Source organism: Clavibacter sp. GW821-FHT01D01 (genome assembly GCF_059422605.1).
Genome location: NZ_JBWKXC010000010.1, coordinates 1 through 25,642 on the forward strand (window position 1 = coordinate 1; position 25,642 = coordinate 25,642).

Genomic DNA, 25,642 nt, shown 5'->3' on the forward strand with positions numbered 1-25,642 from the left:
CCCCCCCCCCCCCCCCCCCCCCCCCCCCCCCCCCCCCCCCCCCCCCCCCCCCCCCCCCCCCCCCCCCCCCCCCCCTCTCCTCATGTCCGGCCGCGCCCGCGCAGCGGCCGTCACGCGGGCTCGGGCGCTCCGGACGACGCGATGATCCGCTGCACGAGCTGCGCGTCGAGCAGCGCGACCTCGTCCCCGTCGCCCTCCGCGTGCGCTCGGACGACGACCGAGGTGACCCCGCCCTCCGGATGCACGTCGACTACGAGGAAGCCGGACCCGCGCACGATGCGCTCGGTGCCCGGCTCCGCCGCCACGTCGGTCTCGTTCGCGACGCCCGGGGCCACCAGCACGGGCACGCCCGCCAGCGCGCCGACGACGTGGTGGTGGTAGTGGCCCGAGAGGATGACCCGCACGTCGCTCCCCCGCACGATGTCCGCGAGGACGTCCGGCCGCTGCAGCGCGAGCGACTCGTGCAGCGCGGTCGGCGCGGGCAGCGGCGGGTGGTGCAGCACGAGGACCGTGCCGTGCTCGGACGGGGTCGCGAGCAGCTCCCGCAGCGCGTCGAGCTGCTGCGCGCGGAGGGCGCCGTAGCCCTTGCCGGGCACCGAGGTGTCGAGGGTCGCGACGCGCCAGCCGTCCACGACGGTGACGCCGTCGACGGGCGGGATCGCGGCCGGGTCGCGGCCGTCGTCCGTGCCGGGGCCGCCGTGCCCGTCGCCGAGCACCAGGCGGAACCCGGACCGCACGTCGTGGTTGCCGGGGGCGAGCACGACGGCGGCGCCGCGGCGCGCGGCCCACGGGTCCAGCCGCTCGCGCAGCAGCGCGTACGACTCCGACGTGCCGTCCTCGGAGAGGTCGCCGGAGCCGACCAGGAGCCGCACGTGGGGGATGCGGTCGGCCTCGACGAGCACGCGGTCGAGGGCGGCGACCGTGTCGACGAGGCCCTGGTGGAGCCCGCCGTCGCGGAGCAGGTGGGTGTCGCTGAGGTGGACGAGGCGCAGGGATCCGGTCGGCAGTGCGTGCATGCGCCGACCCTACGGCGGCGCGCCGACACCGGGGAGCGCCGTCCGATCGGGCGCGCGCCTCGGCCCGTCGCGACCCGGCGGGCGTCCACCCGGCGGCAGTAGCCTCGTCAGCACGACGAGAGGGAACCCCATGGCGACGCGCGACGAGATGGACTGCTGGCTCACCGACATGGACGGCGTCCTGGTGCACGAGAACCAGGCGCTCCCGGGCGCGGCGGCGCTGATCCAGCAGTGGCAGGACCAGGGGAAGCCCTTCCTCGTGCTCACCAACAACAGCATCTTCACGCCGCGGGACCTCTCGGCGCGGCTCCGCGCATCCGGCCTGCACGTGCCCGAGTCGGCGATCTGGACGAGCGCGCTCGCGACCGCCGCGTTCCTCGAGCAGCAGATGCCCGGCGGTTCCGCGTTCGTCATCGGCGAGGCCGGGCTCACGACGGCGCTGCACGAGGCGGGCTTCATCATGACCGACACGCAGCCCGACTTCGTGGTCATCGGCGAGACCCGCAACTACTCGTTCGAGGCGATCACGCGCGCGATCCGCCTCATCAACGGCGGTGCGCGCTACATCGCGACCAACCCCGACGCGACGGGCCCGAGCGCCGAGGGCGTGCTGCCGGCCACCGGCGCGGTGCTCGCCCTCATCAGCAAGGCCACCGGCAAGGAGCCCTACATCGTCGGCAAGCCGAACCCGATGATGTTCCGCTCCGCCCTCAACAAGATCGGGGCGCACTCCGAGAGCACCGGCATGATCGGCGACCGCATGGACACCGACATCATCGCGGGCATCGAGGCGGGCCTCCACACCGTGCTCGTGCTCACGGGCATCAGCGACCGCGCCGAGATCGAGCGCTACCCGTTCCGTCCCGACGAGGTGCTGTCGGGCGTCACGGAGCTGCTGGATCCGGAGCCGGTCGAGTCCGAGCTCTGACGCGCTGCGTCCTCGCGGCGCCGGTGCGCGACGCGCGGACGGTGCGCGGCACGCCGCCCGCGCTCCGCTAGGGGACGACGGGCGGCTGCGGGACGCCGATGGTGCCGGTGAACGTGCCGCCGCCGGCACGCGAGACGAAGCAGTAGACGTCGCGGTCGCCCGCCGTCCACTCGTCCTGGCTGATCGGGTACGCCGACTGGTACTGCACGTCGTCGTAGGCGCGCGCCGCGGCGTAGTCGATCACCGTGTCGGCGATGCAGAGCTCGTCGGCGGAGTCGCGCACGGCGTCCTCGCCGGGGAACTCGTCGCCCTCCTGCGGCAGGGCGACGCGGGCGACCATCTGCGCGTGGTGCTCGGATCCGCAGTCGACGACCGTGAACTCCTCCTCCCACGGCGTCGCGTACGGCTCGATGCACTCCCCGCCGAGCAGCGCGTCCCACGCCTGGACGCCCGCCGCCGCAGGCCCCTGGACGGGATCCGTCGGCGTCGGGGTGGGAGTCGGCGTCGCCTCGGCGGTCTCGGTCGCGACGGGCTCCGCGTCCGGGGCGGCGGCGGATCCGAGGCGCTGGCCCAGGTAGAACAGGCCGATGAGGAGGAGCACGAGCAGGATGGCGCCGCCGACCCAGAGGGCCGTCCGGCGGGGACCCCGCGGCGGGGATGCGGGAGGCGGGGTGGGTGCGGCCGACGCGGCCGGTGCGGCCGGGCGGATCGGGCCGCCGGCGGGCGGGTAGGGCAGGGGCGGCACCGCAGGGGGCGGCGGGACCGGCGCAGGGCGCGCAGCGGCGTACGGGTGGGGTGCGGCGGCGGGGACGGCGGTCGTGGGGGCGTCGCGGTCGGGGCCAGGGGCGGCGGCGGCGGGCGTCGACGCCGCGGCGGCACCGGCCGCCGTGGCTGCCGCGCCCGGCAGCACGCGCGTGCGGTCGTCCTCATCCGCGTCGGCGTCGGCGTCGGCGGGATGCCCAGCGTCAGCGTCGCGGCTGGGATCCGACTCGACGGCGGCGTCGCCGAAGAGGAGGGCCAGCGCGTCCACCGGCTCGCCGCGGTCGTCGCGGTCGCCGCGGTCATCGCCCTCGGCGTCGGCGTCGGGAGACCGGTGCCCGGCGTCCTCGGGAGCCGGCGACCGGTCCCCCGCGTCGGCGGGTGCGGACTCCCGGTCCTCGGAGGTGGCGCGGTCGGCGGCGTCCGGGCCGTCGTGCGCGTCCGCGGCGAGCGGATGCGTCGTGGCAGCGTCGGGGACCTCGTCCCGGCGAGCCTCGCGGTCGGGCGCCGGCGCGGCAGGCGCCTCCGGGCGCGCCTCACCGGGCTCGTCCGGGGAGGACGCGGGTTCGTCGGCGCCACGGCCCGTGACCACCGGAGCGGCAGGAGCGGCGGCCGGGGCCGGGCTGGCGGCGAGCGGAGCGGATCCGGATGCCCAGGCCATGGCCGCGGCGCGCGCCGCGGCGGCCGCCGGCGCGAGCGGGGCGGGAGCCGGCTCGTCCGCGTCGTCCTCGTCCGCGTCGCCCTCGTCCGCGTCAGCGGCCGCGGCACCATCGGCGGCGGGCCCGTCGGAGAGGTCGCCATCGCCGTCGGCGGCGGCGGCGGGGGCGGCGTCGACGCCGAGGAGCGGCACCGCGGCGTCGTGGTGCCGGACCGCCTGGTCGGCGGGATCGTCGACCACGTCGGCGTCCTCGTCGGCGGGAGCGTCGCGGAGCGGCGTCAGCTCGACCGTCCCGTCGGCGTCCTCGTCCGGGACGGCGGCCGGGGCGGGCTCGTCCACGATCTCCGCGTCGACCACGAGCGCGTCGTCGGACTCGCCTGCCGGGACCGCGTCGCGGTCCTCGTCGTCGAGCGGTCGCAGCACGAGCTCGGCCGGCTCCTCGACCGAGGGCTCGGCGGGTGCGGCATCCGCGTCGACCTCTCCGGTCAGCACCTCGGCCGGCTCGCCGTGCTCGATCGGCCGGCCGTGCTCGACGGACCCGCCGTCCTCGGACGCCGGGGCGCGCCCGGATCCGGGCTCGTCGGGGAGGTCGAGGCCGCCCGCGTCGAACGGGGCGTCCGCGATGTCGGGCTCGGGTGCGGGCGCGTCGACGGGAGCGTCGGCGTCGTGGGTGCCGGAGGACGGATCCACCTGGTCGAGCGGGGCGATGCGGCCGTCGTCCTCGGCCGGGTCGAGCGGCACGATGCCGGCGAGGATGTCCCCGTCGGCGGTCGGCGGCAGGTCCGCGGGGGCGGGATCCACGCCCGCGTCGCGCAGGTCGGGCTCGCGGGCGTCGGCGCCCGGAGCGTCCGCATCGTCAGCGTCAGCGTCAGCGTCAGCGTCGACGGCGTCGTCACCGGCGCCGTCGCGTCCCGCGGGCACCGGCTCGCGGTCCGCGGTGCGGCCCCAGCCGATCGGCGCCAGCGGCTGGACCGGGCGCTCCCGGTCGGCGTCGGTCGCGGGACGGACCGCGAACGGGTCGTCGTCGTCGCGGCCGTTCCCCGACCCGCCGCCGGGAGGCGCCTGCCCGGCCACTACGCGAGCCCCAGGTCCTCGAGGCCGATCGCGTACAGGTACCGGTGGCCGGCGGCCTCGATCACCTCGCGGGCGTCGGTGGAGCGGTCGACGACCACGGCCACCGCGGCGATCTCCGCGCCCACCCTCTCGAGCGCCTCGATGGCCTTCAGCGGGGAGCCGCCGGTGGTCGAGGTGTCCTCGACGACGATGACGCGCTTGCCGGCGAGGTCCGGTCCCTCGACCTGGCGGCCGCGGCCGTGGTCCTTCGGCTCCTTGCGCACGACGAACGCGTCGTACCCGCGGCCGACCGCGGCGCCCTGGTGCAGGATCGCGGCGGCGATGGGATCCGCGCCCATGGTGAGCCCGCCGACGGCGGCGACGTCGGGCACGTCGGCGATGAGGTCGAGCATGACCCGGCCGATGAGCGGCGCGACGCGGTGGTCGAGGCTCACACGACGGAGGTCGACGTAGTAGGTGGCCTTCTTGCCGCTCGTCAGGGTGAAGTCGCCGTGGAACACGGCGTCCCTCGTGATGTGGTCGATGAGCTGCTGGCGCGCGTCGGTGGTCGTCACGGAGCCGATCCTACGGGCGGGGACCCGCCCGGCCCGGCGCGACGGGCGGGCGGGGCGCCGACCCGGTCAGCGGTCGGCGGACGTCGGCAGGCCGAAGACGGTGCCGACGGCGGCCACGTCGTCGCCGCCGTGCCCGGCCGCGGACGCCTCCGCGTACGTCTCGCGGAGCGCCTCGAGCATGGCGGTGTCGAAGTCGTGCGCGTCGGCGCCGTCGAGCGCGGCGAGCATCAGCGTCACGTCCTTCAGGAGGCCGTCGAGCGCGAAGGAGGGCGCCAGCTCGCCGGCGAGCATCGCGCCGCCCTTGAGGTGCGCGTACGGGGTGTCGGACGCGCCGCCCGCGATCGCGTCGAGGAAGAGGCGCGGCTCGACGCCCAGCAGGCGGGCGAGGCCGAGCGACTGGCCGGTGGCGGCGGTGATGGAGGCGATCCAGGCGTTGCACGCGAGCTTGAGCGCGGATCCGGCGCCCGGCTCGGACCCGGCGACCACCGTGCGCGAGCCGGTCGCCTCGAGGACGGGCCGGGCGACGGCGAGGTCGTCCTCGGATCCGGACACGAGGTGCACGAGGAGGCCCTGCTCGGCGGGGCCGCGCGTGCCGAGGACGGGGGCGTCCACGAGGCGGACGCCGTGCTCGGCGGCGAGCGCGGCGATCCGCCGGGTGCCCTCGACGCCGACGGTGCTGGACTGGAGGACGACGGCGCCGGCGGGGAGGGCCGGCGCGATCCCGGCGAGGACCTCGAGCACGGCGTCCGCGTCGAAGAGCATCACCACCACCACGTCCGCCTCGCGCACGGCGTCGGCCGCCCCGTCGGCGACGGTCGCGCCGTCCTCCGCGAGGGGCGCGGCCTTCTCGGCGCTGCGGTTCCACACGGTGAGCGGCAGCCCGGCGCGGAGGATCGAGCGGCTCATGCCGGAGCCCATGACGCCGGTGCCGAGGAGCGCCACGCGGGGCGACCCGCCGGTCGAGGGGGCGGATGCGGGCACGGCAGCGGTGTCGTCGGTCATCCCCCGACGGTACGCCCGCGGGATGGGAGCTCCACGGACGCGACACGGCGCGACGGGCCGCCGGTCGCGCGACCGGCGGCCCGTCGTCACGAGGTGGAGCGGATCAGACGGCGGGCACCGCGGCCTCGTCGTCGGAGTCCTCGCCCGGCAGCACGATGTCGGCGACCGTGACGTCGACGCGCGCGACAGGACGTCCGACGAGCTCGCGGACGGCCTCGGAGATGGCGGCGCGCACCTCGGCGGCGACGTCCTGGAGGGGCACGCCGTACTCGGCGACGAGGGTCACCTGGAAGGCCACGCCCGCATCCTGCACGTCGACGGCGATGCCCTGCGTGAGGTCGGTCTGGCCGATGCGGTCGCGGAGCTGGCCGATGACGCGGGCCGCGCCGCCGCCGAGCGCGTGGACGCCGGGGATGTCGCGGACGGCGAGCCCGGCGACCTTGGCGATGACGCCGTCGGTGACCGTGGTGTCGCCCTCGGCGAGGACGGTGCCGGTCGCGATCCCCGTGGTCGCGGGGGCGACGCGGGTGACGTCGGCGGGAGTGCTGGTGTTCGTGTCGCTCATGCGGTTCCTCCTCGTGGGTGCCCGTCGGACGGGCGCTGCTGTGGTAATCATGGATGCGACGCAGGGCCGCGGCCGTTCGTCACGGACCGGTCCCGGATCCCCCGGTTCTCCCAGCGCACACGGAGGTACGGCATGGCCCTCTCCTCCTCGCTGCAGGACGCGGGCGACGGCATCCTCGCCGAGCGCGCCGCCGACGGGGACGCGCGGGCGTTCGAGGTGCTGGTGCGCCGGCACGTCCCCTACATGCGCGCGTTCGCGATCCGCTTGACGGGCTCCCGGGCCGACGCGGACGACGCCGTGCAGGAGGCGCTCATCACCGCGTGGGACCGCCTGCCGACCCTGGAGAAGCCCGACCGCGTGAAGAGCTGGCTGCTGCAGATCGTGAGCCGCAAGTCCATCGACCGGATCCGCGCCCGCCGACCCGTGGACGACATCGACGACCACGAGATCGCCGACCGGCTCACGTCGCCGGAGCGCGACGCGGAGACGTCGTCCCAGATGCGCGCGCTGGCGGGTGTCCTGGATGCGCTGCCGGGCGAGCAGCGGGAGGTGTGGATGCTGCGCGAGGTGGGAGGCTTCTCGTACGAGGAGATCGCGGAGCGCCTGGGCACGACGCCCTCGACCGTGCGCGGCCGGCTCTCCCGGGCGCGCACCGCGGTGATGACGAGCATGGAGGCGTGGCGATGACAGGCACCGGACCGGGCGATCCCGGGGAGCGCCTGCCCGCGGGCCCCGCCGAGCCGGTGCAGCCCGGCGTGCCCCGCACGCCGCCCGCCGACCCGACGCCGTCGGCGGCTCCCGCTCCCACCGCCTCCGCCGAGCCGGTGCTGCCGGCCCCCGACGCGGATCCCGCGCACGACCCCGAGGGCGCGCCCCTCGACATGGCCGCGCTCGCCGACTACCTCGACGGCGGCCGCTCCCCGCGCATCGCCGCCTACGAGGACGACCCCGAGGCCCGCAACGCGCTCCGCGCCCTCGAGCACATGCGCGACCTCGGCCGCGAGCTCGTGCAGGTCGAGGCCGACGAGGCGGAGGCGCCCGGCGACGACTTCTTCCGCGGCGTGCTCTCCCACATCAGCCGGGAGTCCCGCGCCGGCCGCGACATCCCCCTCTCCCACCCGGACCCCTCGGTGAGCCTCGCGCTGACGGAGGGCGCCGTCCGCACCCTCGTCCGCCAGGCCGGCGACGAGGTCCCCGGCGTCCTCATCGGGCGCTGCACCCTCGACGGCGACGTCACCGTGCCCGGGGCGCCCGTGCGGGTCGCGCTCACCATGAGCGTCGTGTGGGGGGATCCGCTCCCCGAGCTGGCGCAGCGCGTGCGCGAGCGGGTGAACGCGGCGCTGCTGCGGCACACCGAGCTGCGCGTCGAGGGCATCGACGTGACCGTGGTCGACGTGCAGGCGCGACCGGCGCCGGGCGGGGAGGCGGGACGATGAGCCTCGACGACGTGACGGCGACCCCGGCCGACGTGCCCGCCGCAGGGCCCGCGCCCGTGCCGGTCGTCGCCGCGACGCCCGCGCCCGCGCCGGTCCCGCTCCCCGCGCCGGGCGACCTGTCCCGCGACCTCACGGCCGCGCTCCGCGGCGTCGCGGGCGTCTCCGACGTGTACGCCCCGCGCTCGCCCGTGCTGCTCGTGGCGCAGCACGTGGTGGAGGGCGCGATGGGCGGCGGATCCGACGTCGCCGAGCGTCTCGTCACCGTGGAGACGGGTGAGGGCACCGTGCTCGTGCAGGCCTCCATCGCGGTGGACGCAGACGCCCGGGCCAGCGACACCGCCCGCGCCGCCGTCGACGCGATCCGCGCCCGCCTGGTCGAGTCCGTCGGCGCGGAGGCCGCGGCGGTCGCGACCGTGACGATCCGCGTCGGCAGCATCGGCTGACGGCCCGCACCGCCTGCGGGACGCCCGCCCGCGGACGGCCCCGCCGCCGGCTCCCGGTACCGTGGACGCATGCGCGTCGCCACCTGGAACGTCAACTCCATCCGCACCCGCGTGGGCCGCGTCGTCGACTGGCTCGGCCGCGAGGACGTCGACGTGCTCGCCATGCAGGAGATCAAGTGCAAGCCGGAGCAGTTCCCGACGGCGGCGTTCGAGGAGGCGGGCTACGAGGTCGCCGTCCACGGGCTCAGCCAGTGGAACGGCGTCGCGATCGCGAGCCGCCTGCCGCTGGAGGACGTGACCACGACGTTCGAGGGGATGCCGCGCTTCGGCAAGCCCGACGCGTCCGGCCTCCCGCCGCTCGAGGCGCGCGCCATGGGCGCGACCGTCGAGGGGGTGCGGCTCTGGAGCCTCTACGTTCCCAACGGCCGCTCGCTCGAGGACCCGCACTACTCGTACAAGCTGGAGTGGCTCGCCGCGCTCGCCGCCGACACGCGCGCCTGGCTCGCCGCGGATCCCGACACCCCGCTCGCGCTCATGGGCGACTGGAACGTGGCCCCGCTCGACACCGACGTCTGGGACCCGCGGCTGTTCGAGGGCAAGACGCACACCTCGGAGCCGGAGCGGGCCGCCTTCGCCGCGTTCCTGGAGGCCGGCCTCGCCGACGTCGTGCGGCCCTCCATCCCCGAGGGCTACACCTACTGGGACTACCAGCAGCTGCGCTTCCCGCGGGACGAGGGCATGCGGATCGACTTCATCCTCGGGTCCGACCGGTTCCAGGAGCTCGTGAGCGCGCCGCGGATCCACCGCGACGAGCGCAAGGGCGACGGCCCGAGCGACCACGTGCCCGTGGCCGTGGACCTCGACGTCGAGACCGAGCTCGACGACGACCGCCCCATGATCTTCTGATCCCCGCGGTCGATGACGGCCGCACAGGGCACGCCCCGTAGTCTCGAGCCGTGACCCCCGACGACGACGCGACCCCGCAGCGCGGCCGCCGCGCCGCCCGGGGACGCCGCTCCGCCGCCCCGGCGGCCCGCACCCGGCGCCTGCTGGAGCTGCCCCGGGTCGCGCTGCCGTCCCTCCCCCGGCGTCCCGCACGCGACCGGTCCGGCGACGGGGTCGACGGCCCGGACGACGACGGCCGCCGCGCGGACCGGGGCGACCGTGCCCGCGACGGTGCCGACCGCGCCCGGGACCGCGCCGACCACGAGGAGGACCCGGCCGGACCCGACTGGGTGCCCCGCTGGGTCCGACGGCTCGATCGCCGGGTCCTCGTCACCACGCTCGTCGCGATGCTCGTCGCCGCCGTCGTCGGCGGGTCCATCGCCGCGCTCGGCCTCGGGCTGATCTTCGTCACCGACGCGTGCGACGTGGACGCCTACGTCTGCGACGACTCCCTCTTCACCGTCGGCTACGCGCTCTCCGTCGCGGGACCGCTGATGCTCACGGGCATCGCCCTGATCGTGGCCCTCGTCGGGCTGCTGCGCGGGCGCACCCGGCCGTGGCTGGTGCTCGCCATCGGCCTGGGCGCGTCGCTGGCGGCCTACGTCCTCGGCGCCGTGATCGTGCTCGTCGCCGTGCCCGGCTCCTCGCCCCTGACCTGATCCCGGGCGTCCGCCCCGCCCCCGTCCGTCGCGGCGGCGCGACCCCGTCGTTCCGCTAGCGTGGGATCTCCGGCGCGCCTGTCGCGGATCCGGGGGGACGGCCGCGCGTGCGGCATGCGAGGGGGCGGTAGTGGACAGCGGACGTGTGGCTCTGGTCATCGAGGACGACGGCGACATCCGCCAGCTGCTCGAGGTGGTCCTGCGCCAGGGCGGCTTCGCCGTGCACTCCGCGGGCACCGCGACGGAGGGCGTGCGGCTGGCCGAGGAGGTCGCGCCGGACGTCATCACGCTCGACGTGGGCCTGCCGGACTTCGACGGCTTCGAGGCCGCCCGCCGCATCCGGCTGGTGAGCGACGCCTACATCGTGATGCTCACCGCGCAGGGCGAGGAGGTCGACACCCTGCTCGGCCTCGAGGCCGGCGCCGACGACTACATCGTGAAGCCCTTCCGCCCGCGCGAGCTCCGCGCCCGCATCTCGGCCATGATGCGGCGGCCGCGCGGCGGCGGCGAGGCCCCGGCAGGCGCACCCGCCGGCGGCACCGCGGCACCGGCGCCTGCGCATCCGTCGACGCCGGCGTCGGCGCCGGACGCCTCGGAGAGCGCATCCGCGCCCGAGGCCGAGGAGCCCGTGCAGCCGGCCGCGTTCGCCACGACGACCATGGTGTCGCCGGCCCTGCCCACGGAGACCGCGCCCGAGGACGACGCGGACGTCCTGCGCCACAACGGCCTGGAGCTCGACGAGGGGACCCGCCAGGTCACGGTCGACGGCGAGCCCGTCGACCTCACGCGCACCGAGTTCGACCTGCTCGCGTCGATCCTCGCGAGCGGCGGGCGCGTGCGCACCAAGGGCGACCTCGTGCGCGACATCCGCAGCGGCTCGTACGCCGTCGCCTCGTCGACCGAGCCCGAGGAGCGCGCCGTCGAGGTGCACCTCGGCAACCTGCGGCGGAAGCTGCACGACGACCCGCGCCAGGCGCGGTGGATCCAGACGGTCCGCGGCGTGGGCTACCGGCTCGCGCCGGCGCGCGACTAGCGCGTCACCCGAGCGCGGGCTGCCGCGGGGCCGGGCGGTCCCGCGGCAGCTGCGCCGTGGATCGGGGTCCCTTCGGGTGGGATCCCGCTCCCGTGATCCGTCCGGCCTGTCGTGGGGGCCGGGCGGGCGTGCGCGTCGCCCGTCGGGTCGGCCGCGCGCACGGGTCTAGTCGGGTGGGTTCCCCGCCTCCGCGCGGAGCCAGGAGCGCATCGCATCCATGCTGCGCTCGCCCACCTCGGCGAGCTCGGGGAGGAGCGCGCGGGATCCGGCCTGGTCGGCCGCGCGGATGGCGCGCTCGAGCTGGCCGGCCAGTCCGCTGAGGCGGAGGGCGCCCACCATCGCGGCGGAGCTCTTGACGCTCAGGCACGCGTCGAGCGCGGCCTGGCGGTCGCCGGAGCGCACCGCGCCGTCCAGGCGCTCCCACCGGGTCGGCCAGAGGTCGACGAAGAAGCGGAGGAAGTCGACGCAGGCGTGCTGCCCGTCGGTGAGCCCGGCCGGGCGGGCGGCCTCGGCGCGGGGAGCGGGTGGGGCGCCGACCGGACGGGGGGATCCGGCCGGCGCCTGCCCACGACCGGGTGCGGGGGCACCACGGGTCGCGAGGCGGTCGTCCGGACGGGGGGATCCGGACGACGGGTTCCCGCGGCGCGGCTCGGGGTGGCCGCGCGGCGGGGTCACGCCCTCCGGTGCGGGAACACCGGGAGGCGGAGCGGGGGCGTCCGTCGCGGGGACGACGGACAGGCGGACGGGGGCGGGCTCGTCCGACAGCTCGACCAGCAGCTGCTCCAGGACGCGGACGTCGAGGAGCGGGGGGATCTGCGGGGCGCGCGCGACCTGGGCGTTCATGCCCGGCCGCCGACGAGACGATCGGAAGGACCGGGGAGGCTGCCGTCGGGTACCGGCCGCGCATCCGTGGACCCGGTACGGCACCCGGTGCGCGCGGCTCGGGTGCCGCTCGCGGGGTGGTCGTGGGAGGTCATCCGGTCCTTCGATCGCTCGTGTCGGACGGGGATCTCCCCGTCATCGAGTGAGCCTGGCAGCGACGCATGCGGGATCCGATCAAGGTGGTCACAAGATCGGCTCAAGTCCTCCGCGGCATGGGGGCGCGGCGGCGCGGGGCCTGTGCCTTCGGAGCTACCGGGCGTCCGGGACGACCCGCAGCGGCAGCCGCACGCGCATGGTGGTGCCGACGCCGACGGCGCTCTCCACCTCGATCGTGCCGTCGTGCGCGTCCACGATCGAGCGCGTGATGCTGAGGCCGAGCCCCACGCCCGCGACCGTGCTCGCGCGCGCCGAGCTGGTGCGGAAGAAGCGCGTGAACAGCTGCGCCGTGTCCTCCGCCGACATGCCGACGCCGTCGTCGGAGACGCAGAGCCGGAGGTGCTCCCCGTCCACGTCGAGCTCGGTGGTGACGGTGCCGCCCTCGGGCGTGTACTTCACGGCGTTGCTGAGCAGGTTGTCGAGGACCTGGCCGATCCGCACGGCGTCGACCTCGGCGACGAGCTCCTGGTAGTCCGGCTCGACCAGCGCGACGCCGTTCGCCTGGGCGTGCGGGCGGATCACGTCGAGGGCGTTCTCGACGATCTCGCCCACGTCGACGAGGTTGCGGTTGACGGCGAGGCGGTGCTGCGCCGCCGTGAGCAGGTCGCCGATGAGGCCGAGGAGGCGCTGGGCGTTCCGCTCCACGATCGCGAGGCGGGCGGCGGTGATGCGGTCGTCGACGTCGTCCTCGACGAGGTCGTCGGCGATGAGCTCCACGTACCCGAGGATCGACGTGAGCGGCGTCTTCAGCTCGTGCGAGACGCTCGCCACGAAGTCCTCCCGCTCGGAGACCGCGAGCGCGAGCGCCGTCACGTCGGTGCTGACCATGACGGTGCCGAACGGGCGGCCGTCGGGGTCCACGAGCGGGGACAGGGAGGCGAGCACGGCCTTCTGGGCCCCGCCGTCGCCGACCCAGTAGACCTCTCGGGCAACGACCTCGCCGGCGCGGGCGCGGGCCACGAGCTGGCGCTCGGGCGGGACGACCGTGGTGCGGTCCTCCTCGTAGACGAACCGGCCGAGGCTCGGGTCCTCCCGGTCCACCGGGTCGGCGAGCGCCATGAGCTCGCGGGCGGCGCGGTTGCGCTGCGTGATGCGCCCCTCGGCGTCGAGGACGACCACCGTGTCGTCGATCGCCTCGAGCACGCCGTCGATTACGGAGTTGCGCTCCCGCAGGTCGACGAGCGTGTCCGTGAGCGCCGCCTGCATCTCCCCGAGGCGGGCGTGCTGCCGGAACAGCTGCTGGGCGAGGAGGTTCACCGCCACGGCGACGAGGAGCATCACGACGGGCAGCACCACGATGTGCGACCAGCCGGTCGTGCCCTCCGGGAGCTCCCCCGAGCGGACGATGGGCAGCGCGAGCACCGCGGCCGTGCCGATGGCGCCCAGCCACAGCACGTGCAGTGCGAAGGCGTAGGCGAGCCAGATGACGGGGAAGACGATGAGGAACGCGGTCGAGGGCACCTGGACGCCGATCGCGTCGTTGCAGAGCGCGAGCGCCGCGAAGTCGAGCATGGGGAGGACGGCCACCCACTCGGACGCGATGCGCTCCCAGGGCAGGACGGCCGCGACGATGGTCACGAGCGCCGCGACGATCGTGCCCGCCACGAAGCCGGGGTCCGCGACGGCGGCGAGGTCGCCCGCGCCCGCGACGACGCCGACCACGGCGAGGCTCAGGATGAAGGGCAGCTGCGCGTGCAGCGGCTTGGAGAAGGTCATGCTGCGCAACGCCGACTGCGCGCGCGCCAGAGGGCCGCGCCGCACGACGGTGGGAGCCTGCTCGCCCACGTGACCCCCTGATGCGGCGTCCCCGTGCCGCTCGTCGATACTAACCGCGCGTGGACGATCCGCCCGGGGCCGGCGTACCCCGTGATATGGGGATCCGCGTACGATTCCCTGATGAGCGACCTCCCGCACGAGCACCGGGTGGAGATCGCGCATCTCGTCGCGTCCCCCGTGCACCGCCTGGAGGGGCGCCCGGCCGACGGGCCCCGGGACGAGCCGGGCGAGCCGCCCTCCCGCAGGTCCGTGCGGATCCGCGCCGGGCTCGGCATCGTCGGCGACCGCTACTTCGGCCAGCGGGCGCACCGCACGGCGGCCGTCACGGTGATGGCGGTCGAGTCGGTGGAGCGCGTCGCCCGCGAGCTCGGCGTCGAGGCGGGCCTGGATCCCGTCGACACCCGCCGCAACGTCCTCCTCCGCGGAGTGGACGCCGACCGGCTGCGGGGCATGCGCTTCAGCCTCGACTCGGGCGACGGGCCCGTGGAGTTCCAGGGCCACCGGCCGGCGAACCCGTGCGCGTGGATGGACGTGATGCTCGCGCCCGGGGCGTTCCGCGCGCTGCGGGGGCGCGGCGGGGTGCGCTGCGAGCCGCTCGGCGACGGGATCCTCACGGTCGGCCCCGCCGTGCTGCGCACCGAGCGCCCGCTCGAGGACCCGCGTCCGGACGCCGACGCGGGCGCGACGCGCCTGTTCTGACGCACCCGCCCGCGCCGTCCCCTGCACGACCGCGGCCGGCGACCGCGGCACACGCGACCGGTCAGTGGACGGGCGTGCCGCCCGTGACCGCGATGGTCTCGCCGCTCGTGAAGCTCGACTCCTGGCTGGCGAGGAACACGTACGTCGCCGCGATCTCCGCCGGCTGGCCGGGACGTCCGTAGACCGACTGGGACCCGAACTCCTCCACGTCCTCCGCGGACTGGCCGACGGGCTGCAGCACGGTCCAGAACGGGCCGGGCGCGACCGAGTTGACGCGGATCCCCTTCGGCGCGAGCTGCTGCGCGAGCCCCTGCGTGAAGTTGCGGATGGCGCCCTTGGAGACCGCGTAGTCGATCTTGTCCGCACTCGGCTGGTACGCCTGGGACGAGCTGGTCGTGATGATGCTCCCGCCCTTCGGCAGGTGCGGCAGCACGGCCTTGCTCAGCCAGAACAGCGAGTACACGTTGGTCTTCAGCGTGCGGTCGAGCTGCGCGGTCTCGAGGTCGAGGATGTCGTCCTCGTTGCGCTGGTAGCCCGCCACCATCACGAGGCAGTCGAGGCCGCCGAGGCCCTCGACGGCGGCCTGGACGAGGTCCTGGCAGGTGGTCTCGTCGGAGATGTCGCCGGGCACGAGCACGGCCTTCCGGCCGTCCGCCTCGATCGTGGACGCGGTGTCGCGCGCGTCCTCGAGCTCCTCGTCGAGGAAGTTGAGGGCGATGTCGGCGCCCTCGCGCGCGAACGCGATGGCGACGGCCTTGCCGATGCCGGAGTCGGCGCCCGTGATGAGCACCTTGCGGCCCGTCAGCCGGCCGAAGCCGACGTAGCTGTCCTGGCCGTGGTCGGGCGTCGGCTCGAAGCGCTTCTCGTCGCCCGCGCCGGTCTGCTCCTGCTGGGGGAACGGCGGGGAGGGGTACTGCGCGATCGGGTCCTGGATCTCGTACTGGTTGCCGCCGTTGCGGATCTCGCTCATGCGCTGCGCCTTCCTGGAGGGGATCGGGGGTCGCCTTCCACCCTGGCCCGGACGGCCGCGAGCGTCCCGAGGCTCGGAGGGGGTTGACGGGTCGCGGCCCGCGCGGCAGTCGGGCGCCGAGGATCCGGAGGCGCCCCCCGCCGTGGCCGGTGCGTGTCCGATGCCGCCGTGACGGCGCCGGGATCGGCCGGGTGCGCGGCCCGCGCGTGCGTCGCGACCACGGGATCCGCACGGTCCGTGGCCATCGGGTGAACGGCCGGTGGCATCGGCGGACCCGGCCGTAGCCTCGGGGCATGGCAGGCTTCCCCGCCGGCAGGCGCCCGGCCCCCGGCCCCCGGAGGGACCTCGTCGGCGGCGTCGCGCTCCCCCTGGTGACCGCGCTCGCGACCGCCGCCCTGCTCGCCCCGCTGACCGAGGCGCCCGCGGCGCCGGCGGGGGCGGTGGCGTTCCCCGAGCGGATCGCGTCGTACTCGTGGTGGACGCCGCATCTCGCGCCGGCGCAGATCGAGGCCGCGACGATGCTGTACCAGAACGGCTTCGGCGTCGAGCTCGGCGACCTCCCGCAGTCGGTCGTGCTGGGCGCCGACGCGGCGACCTACCGGCGCCTGGCCGCGGCCGAGGACCGCGGCATCCCCGCCGACCAGGGCGACCCCGCGCAGTCCCTCCTCTCCGCGGACGGCACGTTCGTCGTCGTCGGCGGGCAGGGCCGGGACGGCAGCGTCGACGTCGTCGACCTCGGCAGCCTCGACACCACGAGCGTGGCGGTGGGCGCCGGGCGCAGCGCCGTCCCCCTCAGCATCGACGCGTCCGGACGGCGGGTGCTGCTGCTGACGAGCGGCGAGGAGCTCAGCCGGTACGCGGATCCCGCATTCGAGCTGCGCGGGGAGCTCGCCCTCCTCGACCTCACGACCTCCCGCCTCACCCCGTACGAGCTGCCCGGACCCGTCACCTCGGCCGCCATCTCGCCCGACGGGGCGCTCGTCGCGGTCGACACCGAGGACGCCATGGTGGTCCTCGACGCCGAGGACGGCCGCATCCGCCACGAGCGGGAGCGGCTGGCCGGCCCGCTCGGGGACGACGCCTGGTCGCCGTCGGGGACGTCGATCGCCGTGGTCGGGCAGGAGCGCGCGCTGCAGGTCGTCTCCGTGTCCGACGGCGCGGTCGGCGCGCGCGAGGTCGCGCTCGACGGCCCCTCCTCGTCCGTGATCGGCTGGCGCGACGACGAGCACGTCCTCGTGCACTCGACCCAGGAGGATGAGGACGACGGCTCCCGCATCGACGTCGTCGACGTGCGTCCCGGCGCCGAGGAGCCGGTCGCGCGGACCGTCGCCGCCTACGCGCAGGACCCGCTGACCGGGGCGGCCCTGGGCTCCGTGGACCTCGCCCGCGACCTCGCGGGCCGGTGGGCGACGAGCGGCCCGGCGGGCGCGGCGCCGCTCGCGCCGCTCCAGGTGGCGCTGCTGGCGGGGATCGCGGCGCTCGTGGTCCGCCTCCTGGCCCGGCGCCCCCGGCCCGCGGGTCGCGGCGCTCCTACGATCGGTCCATGACGACGACGCCCGACCCCGCGCTCCCCCTCGTGGAGTACGCCTTCCCCGGGCCGCTGCGCGACCGCCTCGTGGCGGCGATCGCGTCGGGCGCGAAGACCTCGACCAGCTCGCTGCTGGTGCAGTACGCGGCCGACGACGAGGAGCTGCCCGTCGTCGGATCCCGCGGCACGGTGATCGACTCCGACGGGCTCCCCGTGCTCGTGGTCGAGACGACGGACGTGGCGATCGCGCGACTCGCCGACGTGCCGCTCGCCCACGCCGTCGACGAGGGCGAGGGCTTCACGACCGTGGCCGAGTGGCGCGCCGGGCACGAGGCGTTCTGGACCTCGGCCGAGTTCGTGGCGGGGCTCCCCGACGGGTTCGCGCTCGACGACGGCATCGAGGTGGTGCTGGAGCGCTTCCGCGTGGTCGGCCGAGCGGGGACCGGCGCCTAGGGTCGCATCATGCGCCGCCGTCCGACCGTCCTCCTGACGGCTGCGGCCCTGGCCGTCGCCCTCGCGGGCTGCTCGTCGGCGGGCACGGCCGCCGACGTCGCCCCGTCGCACGTCGACGCCCGCCCGTCCGACGTCGCCCGCCCATCCGGCGTCGCCCTGCCGCCCGTCGACGCCGCGTTCGACTACCAGCTCGGCGGCTCCTCCCCCGTCCCCGACGGCGCGGGGATCGTGGTCCGCGACAGCACCGAGGGACCCGCCGCCGGGACGTACGGCATCTGCTACGTCAACGCCTTCCAGACCCAGCCGGGCGCGAGCTGGCCCGACGACCTCCTGCTGCAGGGCGACGACGGGCCGCTCGTCGATCCCGGCTGGCCCGACGAGCACCTCCTCGACGCCTCGACCCCCGCGAAGCGCGCCGCCGTCGCGGCCCGGCAGGCGACGACGATCGACCGGTGCGCCGCCGCCGGCCACCGGGCGGTGGAGCTGGACAACCTCGACTCGTGGACGCGCTCCGCGGGCGCCCTCGACGCGGACGACGCGCTGGCGCTCGCCGCCCTCCTCGTGGACCACGCGCACGGCCGGGGCCTCGCGGTCGCGCAGAAGAACGCCGCGGACCTCGGGACGCGGGGCCGCGACGAGGCCGGCTTCGACCTCGCCATCGCCGAGGAGTGCGACCGCTGGGACGAGTGCACCGCGTTCACGGACGTCTACGGCCCGCACGTGCTCGACGTCGAGTACGTGGACGACCTGCGCGACACCGCCGAGGGGGCGTGCGCGCGGACCCGGGCGCTGGATCCCGCGCCCCGGGCCGTCGTGCGCGACCGCGACCTCGTGCCCGCGGGCGAGGACGGGTACGACCGCGCCGCCTGCTGATCGGAGCGGGCCGTCCACGGCCGGCGGCGTCGCGGAGCCCGGCCCGGCGTGACACCATGCGGCATGGACGACGACCGGCGCGCCGAGATCGCCGAGCTGCGGCGCCGCGTGTTCGGGCCGGGCCGCGACACCGTGGACGCGGCCGCGCTCGAGCGCCTGCGCGAGCTCGAGGGGCGGGACGCGAGCGAAGCGCCCAGGCGCGGCGCGCATGAGCCGTCCCACGCGCCCGATGCGACTCCCGTGCCCGACACGCCCATCCGCTCGGACGAGCCCCGCGCACGCACCCGCCCGCGGACCCGCACCCGCACCTCCACGCGCTGGGGCATCGCGCTCCCGTGGGCCGCGTCCGTGGTCGTGGCCGCCGTGCTCGCCACGGGGATCACGGCGTGGGCCCTCGACGACGACCGCGCCACGGTCGCCGTCCTCGACCTCGAGCTGCTCCCGGAGCCCGACGGCGCGACCTACCTCTCCGTCGACACCGGCTCGGTGATCCCCGGCACGGCCGTCGCGGGCTTCCACGGGCTGACGGTGGCCCGCGTGCCGGTGGATCCCGGCGACGCCGCCGATCCGGCCGCGTGGACGGTCCCCGCGCCGGCCGAGCCCGACGCCGCGTGCCTCACGGTCGGCGCGTCGGCCCCGGACGGCTCGGTCGAGGGTCCGTCGGCGTGCGGGACCGGATCCGTCGCCGCGCGCGTCGCGGTCGTGGTCGCGGACGACGCGTCCGCGGAGCTGCGGGCCGCGTACCCGGTGGGCACCACGCTCCTGTTCGAGGACGAGGGCGGCCCCGTCCGCGTCCGGGTCGCCGCACGCTGACGCCTCCCCTCCCCGGTGGCGCCGGAGCAGGCGATCCCCGGACCTGCGATCCCGGCGCCGACGCCCAGCCGGATCCGCTACGGTGATGCCCGTTCGGGGAGCGCGCCTATCGGGGCGCCTCGTCTGGTTCGATTTCCGGAGCTCTCCACCACCGCCGCCCCCGCGGCCTCATGCCCGCCTGCCGGGAGCCCGCCGCCGCCGCGGGTGGGCCCCCGCCTGCCGCCAGCGCGTCCCCGTCAGCCGGCTGCCGCGCCCCTCACTTGTCCCACACGCGGACGGGCGGGAGGCCGCGGTCGGCGCGCTCGGCGTTCACGATCTCCTCCACGAGCGCCTGCTTCCCGGCGGTGTAGGCGCGACCGTCGGCCGCCGTCGCCGCGAGCTCCGCCTTGCGCGCGTCGTAGCGGCGCCGGGCGTCCGCGTCGCGCAGAAGCCGGTCGCGGAACAGGCGCTGCGGGCAGGTCTCCCAGGACTCGGCGTCGAACACGTGGAGGATGTGCGTCCGCACGCCGTCCGCCGACCGGACGTGCACGTCGTGGTTCCTCGGGCCGGTACGGTGCCGCGCGTACCCGAGCAGGCGCAACGGCGCGTCGAGCACCCGCGGGTCGAGGCCGGGTGCCGCCCGCGCGGCGAGGTCGAGGACCGGCTTGGCGCGGAGTCCCGGCACGGCGGTGCTGCCGATGTGCTCGACGGCGGTGAGGGATGCTCCTGCCGCCGGGAGGACCCGGGCCGCCTCGGCGCGGAACGCCGCCGCCCACTCCGGGCGGTGCTCCTCGAGGCGGATCATCGGCGCCACCCTACCGAGCGCGCCGCAGCTGCGCCCGCGCCTAGGCTCGACGACCATGTCCTCCTCCGCGCGGCGCGCCCTCGTCCTCGGCGGCACCGGGGCCATGGGCGGGGCCACCGCCGCGCACCTGGCTCGCGCCGGCTGGTCCGTCGACGTCACCGGCCGGGATCCGCGCGGCATGCCCGCCGAGCTCGCGGACCTCGGCGTGCGGTTCCACGCGATCGACCGCCACGACGTCCGCGGCGTCGAGCGCGTGGTCGGCGACGGCGTGGACCTGCTCGTCGACCTCGTGGCCTTCACCGCAGCCGACGTGCAGGCGCTCCTCCCGGCGATGCGGGCGGCCGGATCCGTGGTGGTCGCGTCGTCCCGCGCGGTCTACGTCGACGCGGAGGGCCGGCACGTCAACGGCGACGCCCCGCCGCGCCTGCCCGTCCCGGTGCCCGAGTCGAACCCCACCCTGCCGCCCGCGGATCCGGGGGTCGACCCCGCGACCCGCGAGGGCTACGCGCCCGCCAAGGCGGCCGTGGAGCGTGCCGCGCTCGACAGCGGCCTGCCGGTCACCGTGATCCGCCCGTCGAAGGTGCACGGCCGGTGGGCGCGCGACGCCCGCACGCGCGGCATCGTCGAGCGGATGACGGCGGGTGCGGCGACCCTCGACCTCGCCGACCGCGGCGCGTCCGTCGACCACCTCACCGCGGCGGCGAACGCGGCGGCCCTCATCGCCCGGGTGGCCGACGTGCCCGGCGCGCGGATCCTCAACGCGGCCGACCCGGATCCGCTCACCGCCCGGGAGATCGTCGCGGTCATCGCCGACGAGCTCGGCTGGCGGGGCCGCGTGCGCCTGCTCGAGCCCGGCGCGGAGGGCGGCGGGCACCCGTGGCGGGCCAGCCACCCGTTCGTCCTCGACATGCGCGCCGCGCTCGCCCTCGGATACGCCCCCGCGGGCACGGGCGCCCGGCTGCTGCGGGACGAGGTCGCCTGGATCCGCGACGGATCGCGCCGCGCGTCCGGCACCATCGGATCATGACCGGCCCGCTCCGCATCGTCGCCCTCGTCTTCCCGCACGTGACCCAGCTCGACCTCACCGGTCCGCTGCAGGTGCTCTCCCGGCTGCCCGGGGCCGTGGTGGACGTCGCGTGGCACCGGATCGAGCCCGTGCCGACGGACAGCGGGTTCTCCCTCCTGCCCACGACGACGCTCGCGGACGCCCCGCCGGCCGACGTGCTGCTCGTGCCGGGCGGACGCGGCGCGTTCGAGGCGATGGAGGATCCCGAGGTCGTGGCGTTCGTCGCGCGGCAGGCGGCCGCGGCGCGCCACGTGCTCGGCGTGTGCACGGGGGCGTTCGTCCTCGGGGCCGCCGGGCTCCTCCGCGGTCGCCGCGCGACGACCCACTGGGCCTCGCATCCGCTGCTGGAGCTGCTGGGCGCGACGCCCGTGGCGGAGCGCGTCGTGCGCGACGGGACCCTGATCACGGGCGGCGGCGTGACGAGCGGCATCGACGCGGCGCTCGTGCTGGCCGCGGAGATCGCGGGCGACGCCGAGGCACGGTCCATCCAGCTGACGCTCGAGTACGACCCGCAGCCGCCCTTCGACGCGGGCCACCCGTCCCGGCCCGGCGCCGACCCGGCGCAGGTGGAGCGCGCCTCGGCCGACGCGCGGCGCGACCGCGGCCCGGCCGTGGAGCGCGCGGCCGGGCGGCGGGGCGACGTCGGCTGAGCGCCCGCCGGCGAGCCGGGCGACGGGGGAGGCGGGCGACGGGGGACGACCGCCTGGCCGTTCCCCGCCGGATCCCGCCCCGGCCCGGTCGTCCGGGCGCGGACCTGGCAGGGTCGAGGAGCGGGGATCCACCGGTCCGCGCAGATCCCCCGAGGAGCACCATGCCGCTGATCCGCTTCCTGTTCGTCGCCGTCCCCGTCATCCGCCGCTTCCTGCGCAGCCGGCAGGGCAAGGCCGCCATGGCCAAGGGCAAGGCGCAGCTCGCCAAGCGCTCGCAGAAGCGCGCCGCCCAGCGCGCCGCGGCGACCCGCCGCCGCTAGCGCACGCGGCTCCCGTCCGGTCCCGGAGGTCGCGCGCGCCCGCACTGCCTCAGGTGCCGGGCGCGAGCAGCGCCGCGATCACCAGCAGCACCGGGATCGACGCGACCGTGGTGATGAGCACGGTGTCGCGGGCGAGCACCACGCCGCGGTCGTAGCGCGACGCGAAGTTGAAGATGTTCTGCGCCGTCGGCAGGCCCGCGATCACGGTCGCCGCGAACGTCTGCTCCGCGTCGAGGTGGAAGGCGAACCGCGCGAGCAGGAACGCCGCCAGCGGCATGACGACCGTCTTGATCGCCGAGGCGACCACGATCTCGCGGCGCCCCGATCCGGGCGCGAGCGGCTTCCGCCCGACGAGCGACATGCCGAACGCCATCAGCACGATGGGGATCGCGGCGCCGCCGATGAGGCGGAACGGCTCGTAGACCGCGTCCGGGATCTCGAGCCCGGTGATCGCGATGAGGATGCCGAGCATCGACGCGATGATCATGGGGTTCCGCAGCGGCTGGGTGAGGATCCCGACCACCGAGGCGGATCCGCGGCTGGAGATGTCGAGGATGGTGAGCGTCGTCGGCGCCAGCACCAGCAGCTGCAGGAGCAGCACGGGCGCGACGAGCTGGGCGTCGCCGAGCACGTAGATCGCGACCGGCAGGCCGATGTTGTTCGCGTTGACGTAGCTCGCGGACGCCGCGCCGATGGTGGTCTCCGCGACCGGCCGGTGGAACAGGATCCGCGCGATCACGAGGTACAGGAGCGCCGAGACCGCGACCGCGCTGGCCGACGCGAGCAGGAACGCGGAGAACACGACGTGCAGGTCGGCCTCGGCGAGGACGGTGAACAGCAGCGCGGGCGTCGCGACGAAGAACGCGACCCGGTTGAGCGAGTGCTGGGCACCCGGCCCAGCGATGCCGGAGCGGCCGACGGCGTAGCCCACGGCGATGATGAAGCCGATGATGGCGAACCCGGTCAGCACCCCGATCATCCGGTCTCCCCTCGCCCGCGTCCTGCCAGCCTACGGGCGGGCGGCCCGCTGCCGACGCCGGGCGGGACCCCTGCCGTTCGACGCGGGGACGGCACCCGGTCACCGTCGCGTCATCCCGCCCGCCTAGCGTCGGCCGCGTCGCGCCCGCGACCCACCGTCCCCGCCGGGTCCCACCGGCGCCCTCCCGCCAGGACCACATGCGACTCCCCACCCGCCGCCGCCCGCACTCGCGCATCGTCCTCGCGCTCGCCCTCGCGAGCGCCGTCGGCGGATCCGTCCTGCCGGCGGTCCCCGCGTTCGGCGCGACGGCGTCCGCGGCCACCGCGTCCGCCGCGTCCGCCGCCGAGGCTCCCGCACCGGGCGCGGATGCCGCGGCCGGCACCGCGCTCGGCATGTCCGCCGAGGAGCTGCCCTTCCCGACCCTGCTCGCGATCGCGCTGGCGGCGGCGGGCATCACCGCGGTCGGGATGGTGCGGCGCCCGCGCCGCGACTGACCCGGCCGGACGGGCCGCGACGGACGGCACGCGCCCGCCGCGGCGCTCGTCAGCCCCGGGTCACCACGGTGAAGCCGCCGGGCCGCACGTTCGCGGTGGTGCCGCCCGCCTGCGTGGTCGACGCGACGAGCCGGCCGTCGGACCCGAACACGTCGACGCGCACGCGCTCGCCCGCCGTGCCGACCACGGCGGTCTCGCGGATCCGGGATCCGGAGACGAGCAGCTCGCTCGCGCCGGCGGTGCCGTCGAGCGCCAGCCGCGACACCACCGGCCGGACGAGCACGCCGTCCAGTCGGGTGACGCCCGCGGAGCCCGTCACGCGCACGGTCGTCGCTCCCGCGGGCGCGGACGCGGCGAGCTGCTGCGGCAGCAGGGTGCCCGTCCCGGCGCTCACGCCCTCGGGTGCGGCGCGACCGGTCAGGGCACCGAGGGGCGAGGATCCGGCCTTCCACACCGAGATCGGCGCCTCTCCGGCGTCCCGCAGGGTCACCGGCTCGACGATGCGCGCCCGGTCGGAGGAGCCGATGTCGAGCACGGCCGCCTGGCCCTTGGCGAGCGCGAGCAGGGATCCGCTGATCGAGGCCTCCCCCGTCCACGACGACTCCGGCGTGATGACCGTGCCCGTGGTCGACGCGGCCGTCTCGGCCTCGACCATCCGGAGCCCGTCGCGGGCGACGACCTCCGCGGAGCCGAGCGCCTGCGCGCGCACCTCCGGGTGGGCGTCGAGGGCGAGCATCGCGAGGAGGCCGTGGATGGTGCTCTCGGCGCCGCTGTTGCGGTTGACGGTCCCGTCCGGCTGGACGCCGTCGTAGGTCACGCCCGTCGCCGGGTCGTAGACGGGCTCGCCGGACGCGTTGGCGCCGAAGAACCACGCGGCCGTCATGCCCGCGAGCGGGAGGAGCCCGGGTCGGTCGCCGACGTCCGCGACGGCGAGCAGCGACTGGAGCCGGCTGTCGGCGCCGTAGGCGATCTGCACGCGGTCCGTGGGCGTGGGGATCCAGCCGTTGTCGGGGCCGTTCGAGGTGAGCAGCACCGGGGTGAACCCGGCGGTGTCGGCGACCGCCGGTGCCAGGAGGTCGGCGCGGCCGAGCGCGTCGGAGGCGCGGGCGAGCGACGCGGGCATCTGCGACGCCCACGCGTGCCAGTTCGAGCGGCTGAGCGACCACGGCAGCACGGCGCCGTACGGCCAGGCCGTCGCGGAGCCAGCGCCCATGACGGCCACGCCCTCGGCGAGCTTCCCGAGGGCGTCCTCCACGCCGGTGTCGTCCGGGGCGGCCTCGAGGTAGGCGGAGAGGCCGAGCACGGCCTCGCTCGTGGCGTCGGCGCCGTCGGCGATGAGCCACAGCGGGACGCGCTTCCCGTCCGCGGTGCCGTATCGCGGGTACTCCGCGAGCGACTGCCGGTCGACCGCGGCGACGCCCAGCTGCAGGCGGTCCTGGAGGAACGCGGCGAACGCCGGGTCCTCGTCCGCGAAGGCGGCGTAGCCCTCCCCGAACGCCCACAGGCTGCGTGCCAGCCAGTAGCTGTCGCCGGAGTCCGACGGGTCGGGCAGCTCCACCGGCTCGGGGCTCTCGTTGAAGTCGCCGTCGGGCTGCATCCAGAGGATCACGTTGCCGGCGTCGTCGCCGGTGGTGGTCTGGAAGTAGGCGAGGGCGCGGAGGAGCTCGTAGGCGCGCTCCCGGCTCGCGGTGTCGCCCGTCTGCTGCCAGTGGCGCACGTAGACCACCGCGGCGCGGGAGATGTCGTCCGTGTTGTACGCGCCCTGGCCCCAGTCGCCCGTGACGGGATCCAGCGGCCCGCCGCCCACGCGCGCGAAGGCGCCGCCGGGCCGGGCGTCGGCGTAGGTCCACGGCATGGTGAGCGCGGGCTCCTCGGCCAGACGGTAGGTCGTGTGGCCGGCGACGGGGCTCGGCGTGGCCTGGTCGAGCAGGAAGTCGAGGTGCGCCGTGCTCGTGAGCGGTGCGCCGTCGGCGGGGGCCGCGTGCGCTCGGGGCGCCGCGGCGGCGCCGGCGGCCGTGAGGCCCCCGGCGGCGAGGGCGACGGCCGCGAGCGCGGCCGCCGTCCGGGTGATGGTGATGCGCGTCATCGGGCTCTCCATGGGTCGGTCGTGCGGGTCGTGCGTGGTGA

At 76.4% G+C, this 25,642-nt stretch carries 27 protein-coding genes; 16 read left to right on the forward strand and 11 right to left on the reverse strand.

Going from position 1 to position 25,642, the window contains the following annotated elements:
* Positions 1 to 110: 110 nt before the first annotated feature.
* Positions 111 to 1,016: a metallophosphoesterase gene (locus AC07VC_RS12890; protein WP_494675012.1), complete on the reverse strand. Its 906-nt coding sequence runs from the start codon at positions 1,014 to 1,016 to the stop codon at positions 111 to 113.
* A 130-nt stretch (positions 1,017 to 1,146) separates the two neighbouring features.
* Between AC07VC_RS12890 and AC07VC_RS12895 the strand changes: the two genes are divergently transcribed.
* A complete protein-coding gene (locus tag AC07VC_RS12895; protein ID WP_063072793.1) occupies positions 1,147 to 1,944 on the forward strand; it encodes an HAD-IIA family hydrolase in 798 nt (265 codons plus the stop codon).
* 67 nt (positions 1,945 to 2,011) lie between these two features.
* Here the strand turns inward: AC07VC_RS12895 and AC07VC_RS12900 are convergent, their stop codons facing one another.
* The 4 genes from AC07VC_RS12900 to AC07VC_RS12915 form a co-directional block, all read right to left on the reverse strand.
* On the reverse strand, positions 2,012 to 4,435 hold the full coding sequence (locus AC07VC_RS12900; protein WP_494675011.1) for a septum formation family protein: 2,424 nt from the start codon (positions 4,433 to 4,435) through the stop codon (positions 2,012 to 2,014).
* On the reverse strand, positions 4,435 to 4,989 hold the full coding sequence (gene pyrE / locus AC07VC_RS12905) for an orotate phosphoribosyltransferase (RefSeq protein WP_317231101.1): 555 nt from the start codon (positions 4,987 to 4,989) through the stop codon (positions 4,435 to 4,437). Before pyrE ends, AC07VC_RS12900 begins: the two co-directional genes overlap by 1 nt.
* Before the next feature lie 66 nt (positions 4,990 to 5,055).
* A complete protein-coding gene (locus AC07VC_RS12910) occupies positions 5,056 to 5,991 on the reverse strand; it encodes an NAD(P)-dependent oxidoreductase (protein ID WP_317231102.1) in 936 nt (311 codons plus the stop codon).
* 103 nt (positions 5,992 to 6,094) lie between these two features.
* Positions 6,095 to 6,556: an Asp23/Gls24 family envelope stress response protein gene (locus AC07VC_RS12915; protein ID WP_494675010.1), complete on the reverse strand. Its 462-nt coding sequence runs from the start codon at positions 6,554 to 6,556 to the stop codon at positions 6,095 to 6,097.
* 132 nt (positions 6,557 to 6,688) lie between these two features.
* Here AC07VC_RS12915 and AC07VC_RS12920 point away from each other — a divergent pair, with 132 nt between their 5' ends.
* The 6 genes from AC07VC_RS12920 (at position 6,689) to AC07VC_RS12945 (ending at position 11,072) form a co-directional block, all read left to right on the forward strand.
* Complete coding sequence (locus AC07VC_RS12920) at positions 6,689 to 7,243, forward strand: RNA polymerase sigma factor (RefSeq protein WP_494675009.1); 555 nt, start codon at positions 6,689 to 6,691, stop codon at positions 7,241 to 7,243.
* Positions 7,240 to 7,992 (forward strand): Asp23/Gls24 family envelope stress response protein, encoded by a 753-nt coding sequence (locus tag AC07VC_RS12925; RefSeq protein WP_494675008.1) that lies wholly within the window; start codon positions 7,240 to 7,242, stop codon positions 7,990 to 7,992. Before AC07VC_RS12920 ends, AC07VC_RS12925 begins: the two co-directional genes overlap by 4 nt.
* On the forward strand, positions 7,989 to 8,435 hold the full coding sequence (locus AC07VC_RS12930) for a hypothetical protein (RefSeq protein ID WP_494675007.1): 447 nt from the start codon (positions 7,989 to 7,991) through the stop codon (positions 8,433 to 8,435). The genes AC07VC_RS12925 and AC07VC_RS12930 overlap by 4 nt, the downstream gene beginning before the upstream one ends.
* Before the next feature lie 69 nt (positions 8,436 to 8,504).
* Complete coding sequence (locus AC07VC_RS12935; protein WP_104344009.1) at positions 8,505 to 9,341, forward strand: exodeoxyribonuclease III; 837 nt, start codon at positions 8,505 to 8,507, stop codon at positions 9,339 to 9,341.
* Positions 9,342 to 9,391: 50 nt separating this feature from the next.
* Positions 9,392 to 10,039: a hypothetical protein gene (locus tag AC07VC_RS12940; RefSeq protein WP_494675006.1), complete on the forward strand. Its 648-nt coding sequence runs from the start codon at positions 9,392 to 9,394 to the stop codon at positions 10,037 to 10,039.
* 130 nt (positions 10,040 to 10,169) lie between these two features.
* Complete coding sequence (locus AC07VC_RS12945; protein WP_494675005.1) at positions 10,170 to 11,072, forward strand: response regulator transcription factor; 903 nt, start codon at positions 10,170 to 10,172, stop codon at positions 11,070 to 11,072.
* 165 nt (positions 11,073 to 11,237) lie between these two features.
* Here the strand turns inward: AC07VC_RS12945 and AC07VC_RS12950 are convergent, their stop codons facing one another.
* Both AC07VC_RS12950 and AC07VC_RS12955 read right to left on the reverse strand, forming a co-directional pair.
* Positions 11,238 to 11,915: an Hpt domain-containing protein gene (locus AC07VC_RS12950; RefSeq protein WP_494675004.1), complete on the reverse strand. Its 678-nt coding sequence runs from the start codon at positions 11,913 to 11,915 to the stop codon at positions 11,238 to 11,240.
* A gap of 288 nt (positions 11,916 to 12,203) precedes the next feature.
* The gene (locus tag AC07VC_RS12955; RefSeq protein ID WP_494675003.1) at positions 12,204 to 13,895 is read right to left on the reverse strand and encodes a sensor histidine kinase; all 1,692 of its coding nucleotides are present in this window, start codon (positions 13,893 to 13,895) and stop codon (positions 12,204 to 12,206) included.
* Between the two features lie 111 nt (positions 13,896 to 14,006).
* On the opposite strand from AC07VC_RS12955, the gene AC07VC_RS12960 reads away from it, so the two are divergent.
* Positions 14,007 to 14,585 (forward strand): MOSC domain-containing protein, encoded by a 579-nt coding sequence (locus tag AC07VC_RS12960; RefSeq protein WP_494675002.1) that lies wholly within the window; start codon positions 14,007 to 14,009, stop codon positions 14,583 to 14,585.
* Between the two features lie 61 nt (positions 14,586 to 14,646).
* Here AC07VC_RS12960 and AC07VC_RS12965 read toward each other — a convergent pair whose 3' ends face one another.
* Positions 14,647 to 15,555: an SDR family oxidoreductase gene (locus AC07VC_RS12965; protein ID WP_317231152.1), complete on the reverse strand. Its 909-nt coding sequence runs from the start codon at positions 15,553 to 15,555 to the stop codon at positions 14,647 to 14,649.
* A 293-nt stretch (positions 15,556 to 15,848) separates the two neighbouring features.
* On the opposite strand from AC07VC_RS12965, the gene AC07VC_RS12970 reads away from it, so the two are divergent.
* From AC07VC_RS12970 to AC07VC_RS12985, 4 genes are all read left to right on the forward strand, one after another.
* Entirely contained in the window at positions 15,849 to 17,102 is a 1,254-nt protein-coding gene (locus AC07VC_RS12970; protein WP_494675001.1) for a WD40 repeat domain-containing protein, read from the forward strand.
* Positions 17,099 to 17,536 (forward strand): ASCH domain-containing protein, encoded by a 438-nt coding sequence (locus AC07VC_RS12975; RefSeq protein ID WP_494675000.1) that lies wholly within the window; start codon positions 17,099 to 17,101, stop codon positions 17,534 to 17,536. The genes AC07VC_RS12970 and AC07VC_RS12975 overlap by 4 nt, the downstream gene beginning before the upstream one ends.
* Before the next feature lie 9 nt (positions 17,537 to 17,545).
* Complete coding sequence (locus AC07VC_RS12980; RefSeq protein ID WP_494674999.1) at positions 17,546 to 18,409, forward strand: endo alpha-1,4 polygalactosaminidase; 864 nt, start codon at positions 17,546 to 17,548, stop codon at positions 18,407 to 18,409.
* Positions 18,410 to 18,472: 63 nt separating this feature from the next.
* A complete protein-coding gene (locus tag AC07VC_RS12985) occupies positions 18,473 to 19,222 on the forward strand; it encodes a hypothetical protein (protein WP_494674998.1) in 750 nt (249 codons plus the stop codon).
* Between the two features lie 256 nt (positions 19,223 to 19,478).
* Here AC07VC_RS12985 and AC07VC_RS12990 read toward each other — a convergent pair whose 3' ends face one another.
* Positions 19,479 to 20,006 (reverse strand): GrpB family protein, encoded by a 528-nt coding sequence (locus AC07VC_RS12990; protein WP_494674997.1) that lies wholly within the window; start codon positions 20,004 to 20,006, stop codon positions 19,479 to 19,481.
* A 55-nt stretch (positions 20,007 to 20,061) separates the two neighbouring features.
* On the opposite strand from AC07VC_RS12990, the gene AC07VC_RS12995 reads away from it, so the two are divergent.
* The 3 genes from AC07VC_RS12995 to AC07VC_RS13005 all read left to right on the forward strand — a co-directional run bounded on the left by AC07VC_RS12995 (position 20,062) and on the right by AC07VC_RS13005 (position 22,042).
* Entirely contained in the window at positions 20,062 to 21,033 is a 972-nt protein-coding gene (locus AC07VC_RS12995; RefSeq protein ID WP_494674996.1) for an NAD-dependent epimerase/dehydratase family protein, read from the forward strand.
* Positions 21,030 to 21,722, forward strand: coding sequence for a DJ-1/PfpI family protein (locus AC07VC_RS13000; protein ID WP_494674995.1), 693 nt, complete (start codon positions 21,030 to 21,032; stop codon positions 21,720 to 21,722). Before AC07VC_RS12995 ends, AC07VC_RS13000 begins: the two co-directional genes overlap by 4 nt.
* A gap of 161 nt (positions 21,723 to 21,883) precedes the next feature.
* Positions 21,884 to 22,042 carry a hypothetical protein gene (locus AC07VC_RS13005; protein ID WP_172407153.1) on the forward strand — a complete coding sequence of 53 codons (159 nt, stop codon included), beginning with the start codon at positions 21,884 to 21,886 and terminating at the stop codon, positions 22,040 to 22,042.
* 49 nt (positions 22,043 to 22,091) lie between these two features.
* Here AC07VC_RS13005 and AC07VC_RS13010 read toward each other — a convergent pair whose 3' ends face one another.
* Positions 22,092 to 23,021 carry an AEC family transporter gene (locus AC07VC_RS13010; RefSeq protein ID WP_094114950.1) on the reverse strand — a complete coding sequence of 310 codons (930 nt, stop codon included), beginning with the start codon at positions 23,019 to 23,021 and terminating at the stop codon, positions 22,092 to 22,094.
* A 197-nt stretch (positions 23,022 to 23,218) separates the two neighbouring features.
* On the opposite strand from AC07VC_RS13010, the gene AC07VC_RS13015 reads away from it, so the two are divergent.
* On the forward strand, positions 23,219 to 23,515 hold the full coding sequence (locus AC07VC_RS13015; protein ID WP_494674994.1) for a hypothetical protein: 297 nt from the start codon (positions 23,219 to 23,221) through the stop codon (positions 23,513 to 23,515).
* A 49-nt stretch (positions 23,516 to 23,564) separates the two neighbouring features.
* Here AC07VC_RS13015 and AC07VC_RS13020 read toward each other — a convergent pair whose 3' ends face one another.
* The gene (locus AC07VC_RS13020; RefSeq protein ID WP_494674993.1) at positions 23,565 to 25,601 is read right to left on the reverse strand and encodes a hypothetical protein; all 2,037 of its coding nucleotides are present in this window, start codon (positions 25,599 to 25,601) and stop codon (positions 23,565 to 23,567) included.
* Positions 25,602 to 25,642 lie beyond the last annotated feature (41 nt).

Excerpts from the sequence above, each read along its gene's own strand:
- AC07VC_RS13015 (WP_494674994.1), top strand. The coding sequence starts at position 23,219 with ATGCGACTCCCCACCCGCCGCCGCCCGCACTCGCGCATCGTCCTCGCG.
- AC07VC_RS12920 (WP_494675009.1), top strand. The coding sequence starts at position 6,689 with ATGGCCCTCTCCTCCTCGCTGCAGGACGCGGGCGACGGCATCCTCGCC.
- AC07VC_RS12915 (WP_494675010.1), bottom strand. The coding sequence starts at position 6,556 with ATGAGCGACACGAACACCAGCACTCCCGCCGACGTCACCCGCGTCGCC.
- AC07VC_RS13000 (WP_494674995.1), top strand. The coding sequence starts at position 21,030 with ATGACCGGCCCGCTCCGCATCGTCGCCCTCGTCTTCCCGCACGTGACC.
- AC07VC_RS13005 (WP_172407153.1), top strand. The coding sequence starts at position 21,884 with ATGCCGCTGATCCGCTTCCTGTTCGTCGCCGTCCCCGTCATCCGCCGC.
- AC07VC_RS12950 (WP_494675004.1), bottom strand. The coding sequence starts at position 11,915 with ATGAACGCCCAGGTCGCGCGCGCCCCGCAGATCCCCCCGCTCCTCGAC.
- AC07VC_RS12930 (WP_494675007.1), top strand. The coding sequence starts at position 7,989 with ATGAGCCTCGACGACGTGACGGCGACCCCGGCCGACGTGCCCGCCGCA.
- AC07VC_RS12995 (WP_494674996.1), top strand. The coding sequence starts at position 20,062 with ATGTCCTCCTCCGCGCGGCGCGCCCTCGTCCTCGGCGGCACCGGGGCC.
- AC07VC_RS12890 (WP_494675012.1), bottom strand. The coding sequence starts at position 1,016 with ATGCACGCACTGCCGACCGGATCCCTGCGCCTCGTCCACCTCAGCGAC.
- AC07VC_RS12985 (WP_494674998.1), top strand. The coding sequence starts at position 18,473 with ATGGACGACGACCGGCGCGCCGAGATCGCCGAGCTGCGGCGCCGCGTG.
- AC07VC_RS12975 (WP_494675000.1), top strand. The coding sequence starts at position 17,099 with ATGACGACGACGCCCGACCCCGCGCTCCCCCTCGTGGAGTACGCCTTC.
- AC07VC_RS12935 (WP_104344009.1), top strand. The coding sequence starts at position 8,505 with ATGCGCGTCGCCACCTGGAACGTCAACTCCATCCGCACCCGCGTGGGC.
- AC07VC_RS12910 (WP_317231102.1), bottom strand. The coding sequence starts at position 5,991 with ATGACCGACGACACCGCTGCCGTGCCCGCATCCGCCCCCTCGACCGGC.
- AC07VC_RS12925 (WP_494675008.1), top strand. The coding sequence starts at position 7,240 with ATGACAGGCACCGGACCGGGCGATCCCGGGGAGCGCCTGCCCGCGGGC.
- AC07VC_RS12990 (WP_494674997.1), bottom strand. The coding sequence starts at position 20,006 with ATGATCCGCCTCGAGGAGCACCGCCCGGAGTGGGCGGCGGCGTTCCGC.
- AC07VC_RS12895 (WP_063072793.1), top strand. The coding sequence starts at position 1,147 with ATGGCGACGCGCGACGAGATGGACTGCTGGCTCACCGACATGGACGGC.
- AC07VC_RS13020 (WP_494674993.1), bottom strand. The coding sequence starts at position 25,601 with ATGACGCGCATCACCATCACCCGGACGGCGGCCGCGCTCGCGGCCGTC.
- AC07VC_RS12960 (WP_494675002.1), top strand. The coding sequence starts at position 14,007 with ATGAGCGACCTCCCGCACGAGCACCGGGTGGAGATCGCGCATCTCGTC.
- AC07VC_RS12970 (WP_494675001.1), top strand. The coding sequence starts at position 15,849 with ATGGCAGGCTTCCCCGCCGGCAGGCGCCCGGCCCCCGGCCCCCGGAGG.
- AC07VC_RS12980 (WP_494674999.1), top strand. The coding sequence starts at position 17,546 with ATGCGCCGCCGTCCGACCGTCCTCCTGACGGCTGCGGCCCTGGCCGTC.
- AC07VC_RS12965 (WP_317231152.1), bottom strand. The coding sequence starts at position 15,555 with ATGAGCGAGATCCGCAACGGCGGCAACCAGTACGAGATCCAGGACCCG.
- AC07VC_RS13010 (WP_094114950.1), bottom strand. The coding sequence starts at position 23,021 with ATGATCGGGGTGCTGACCGGGTTCGCCATCATCGGCTTCATCATCGCC.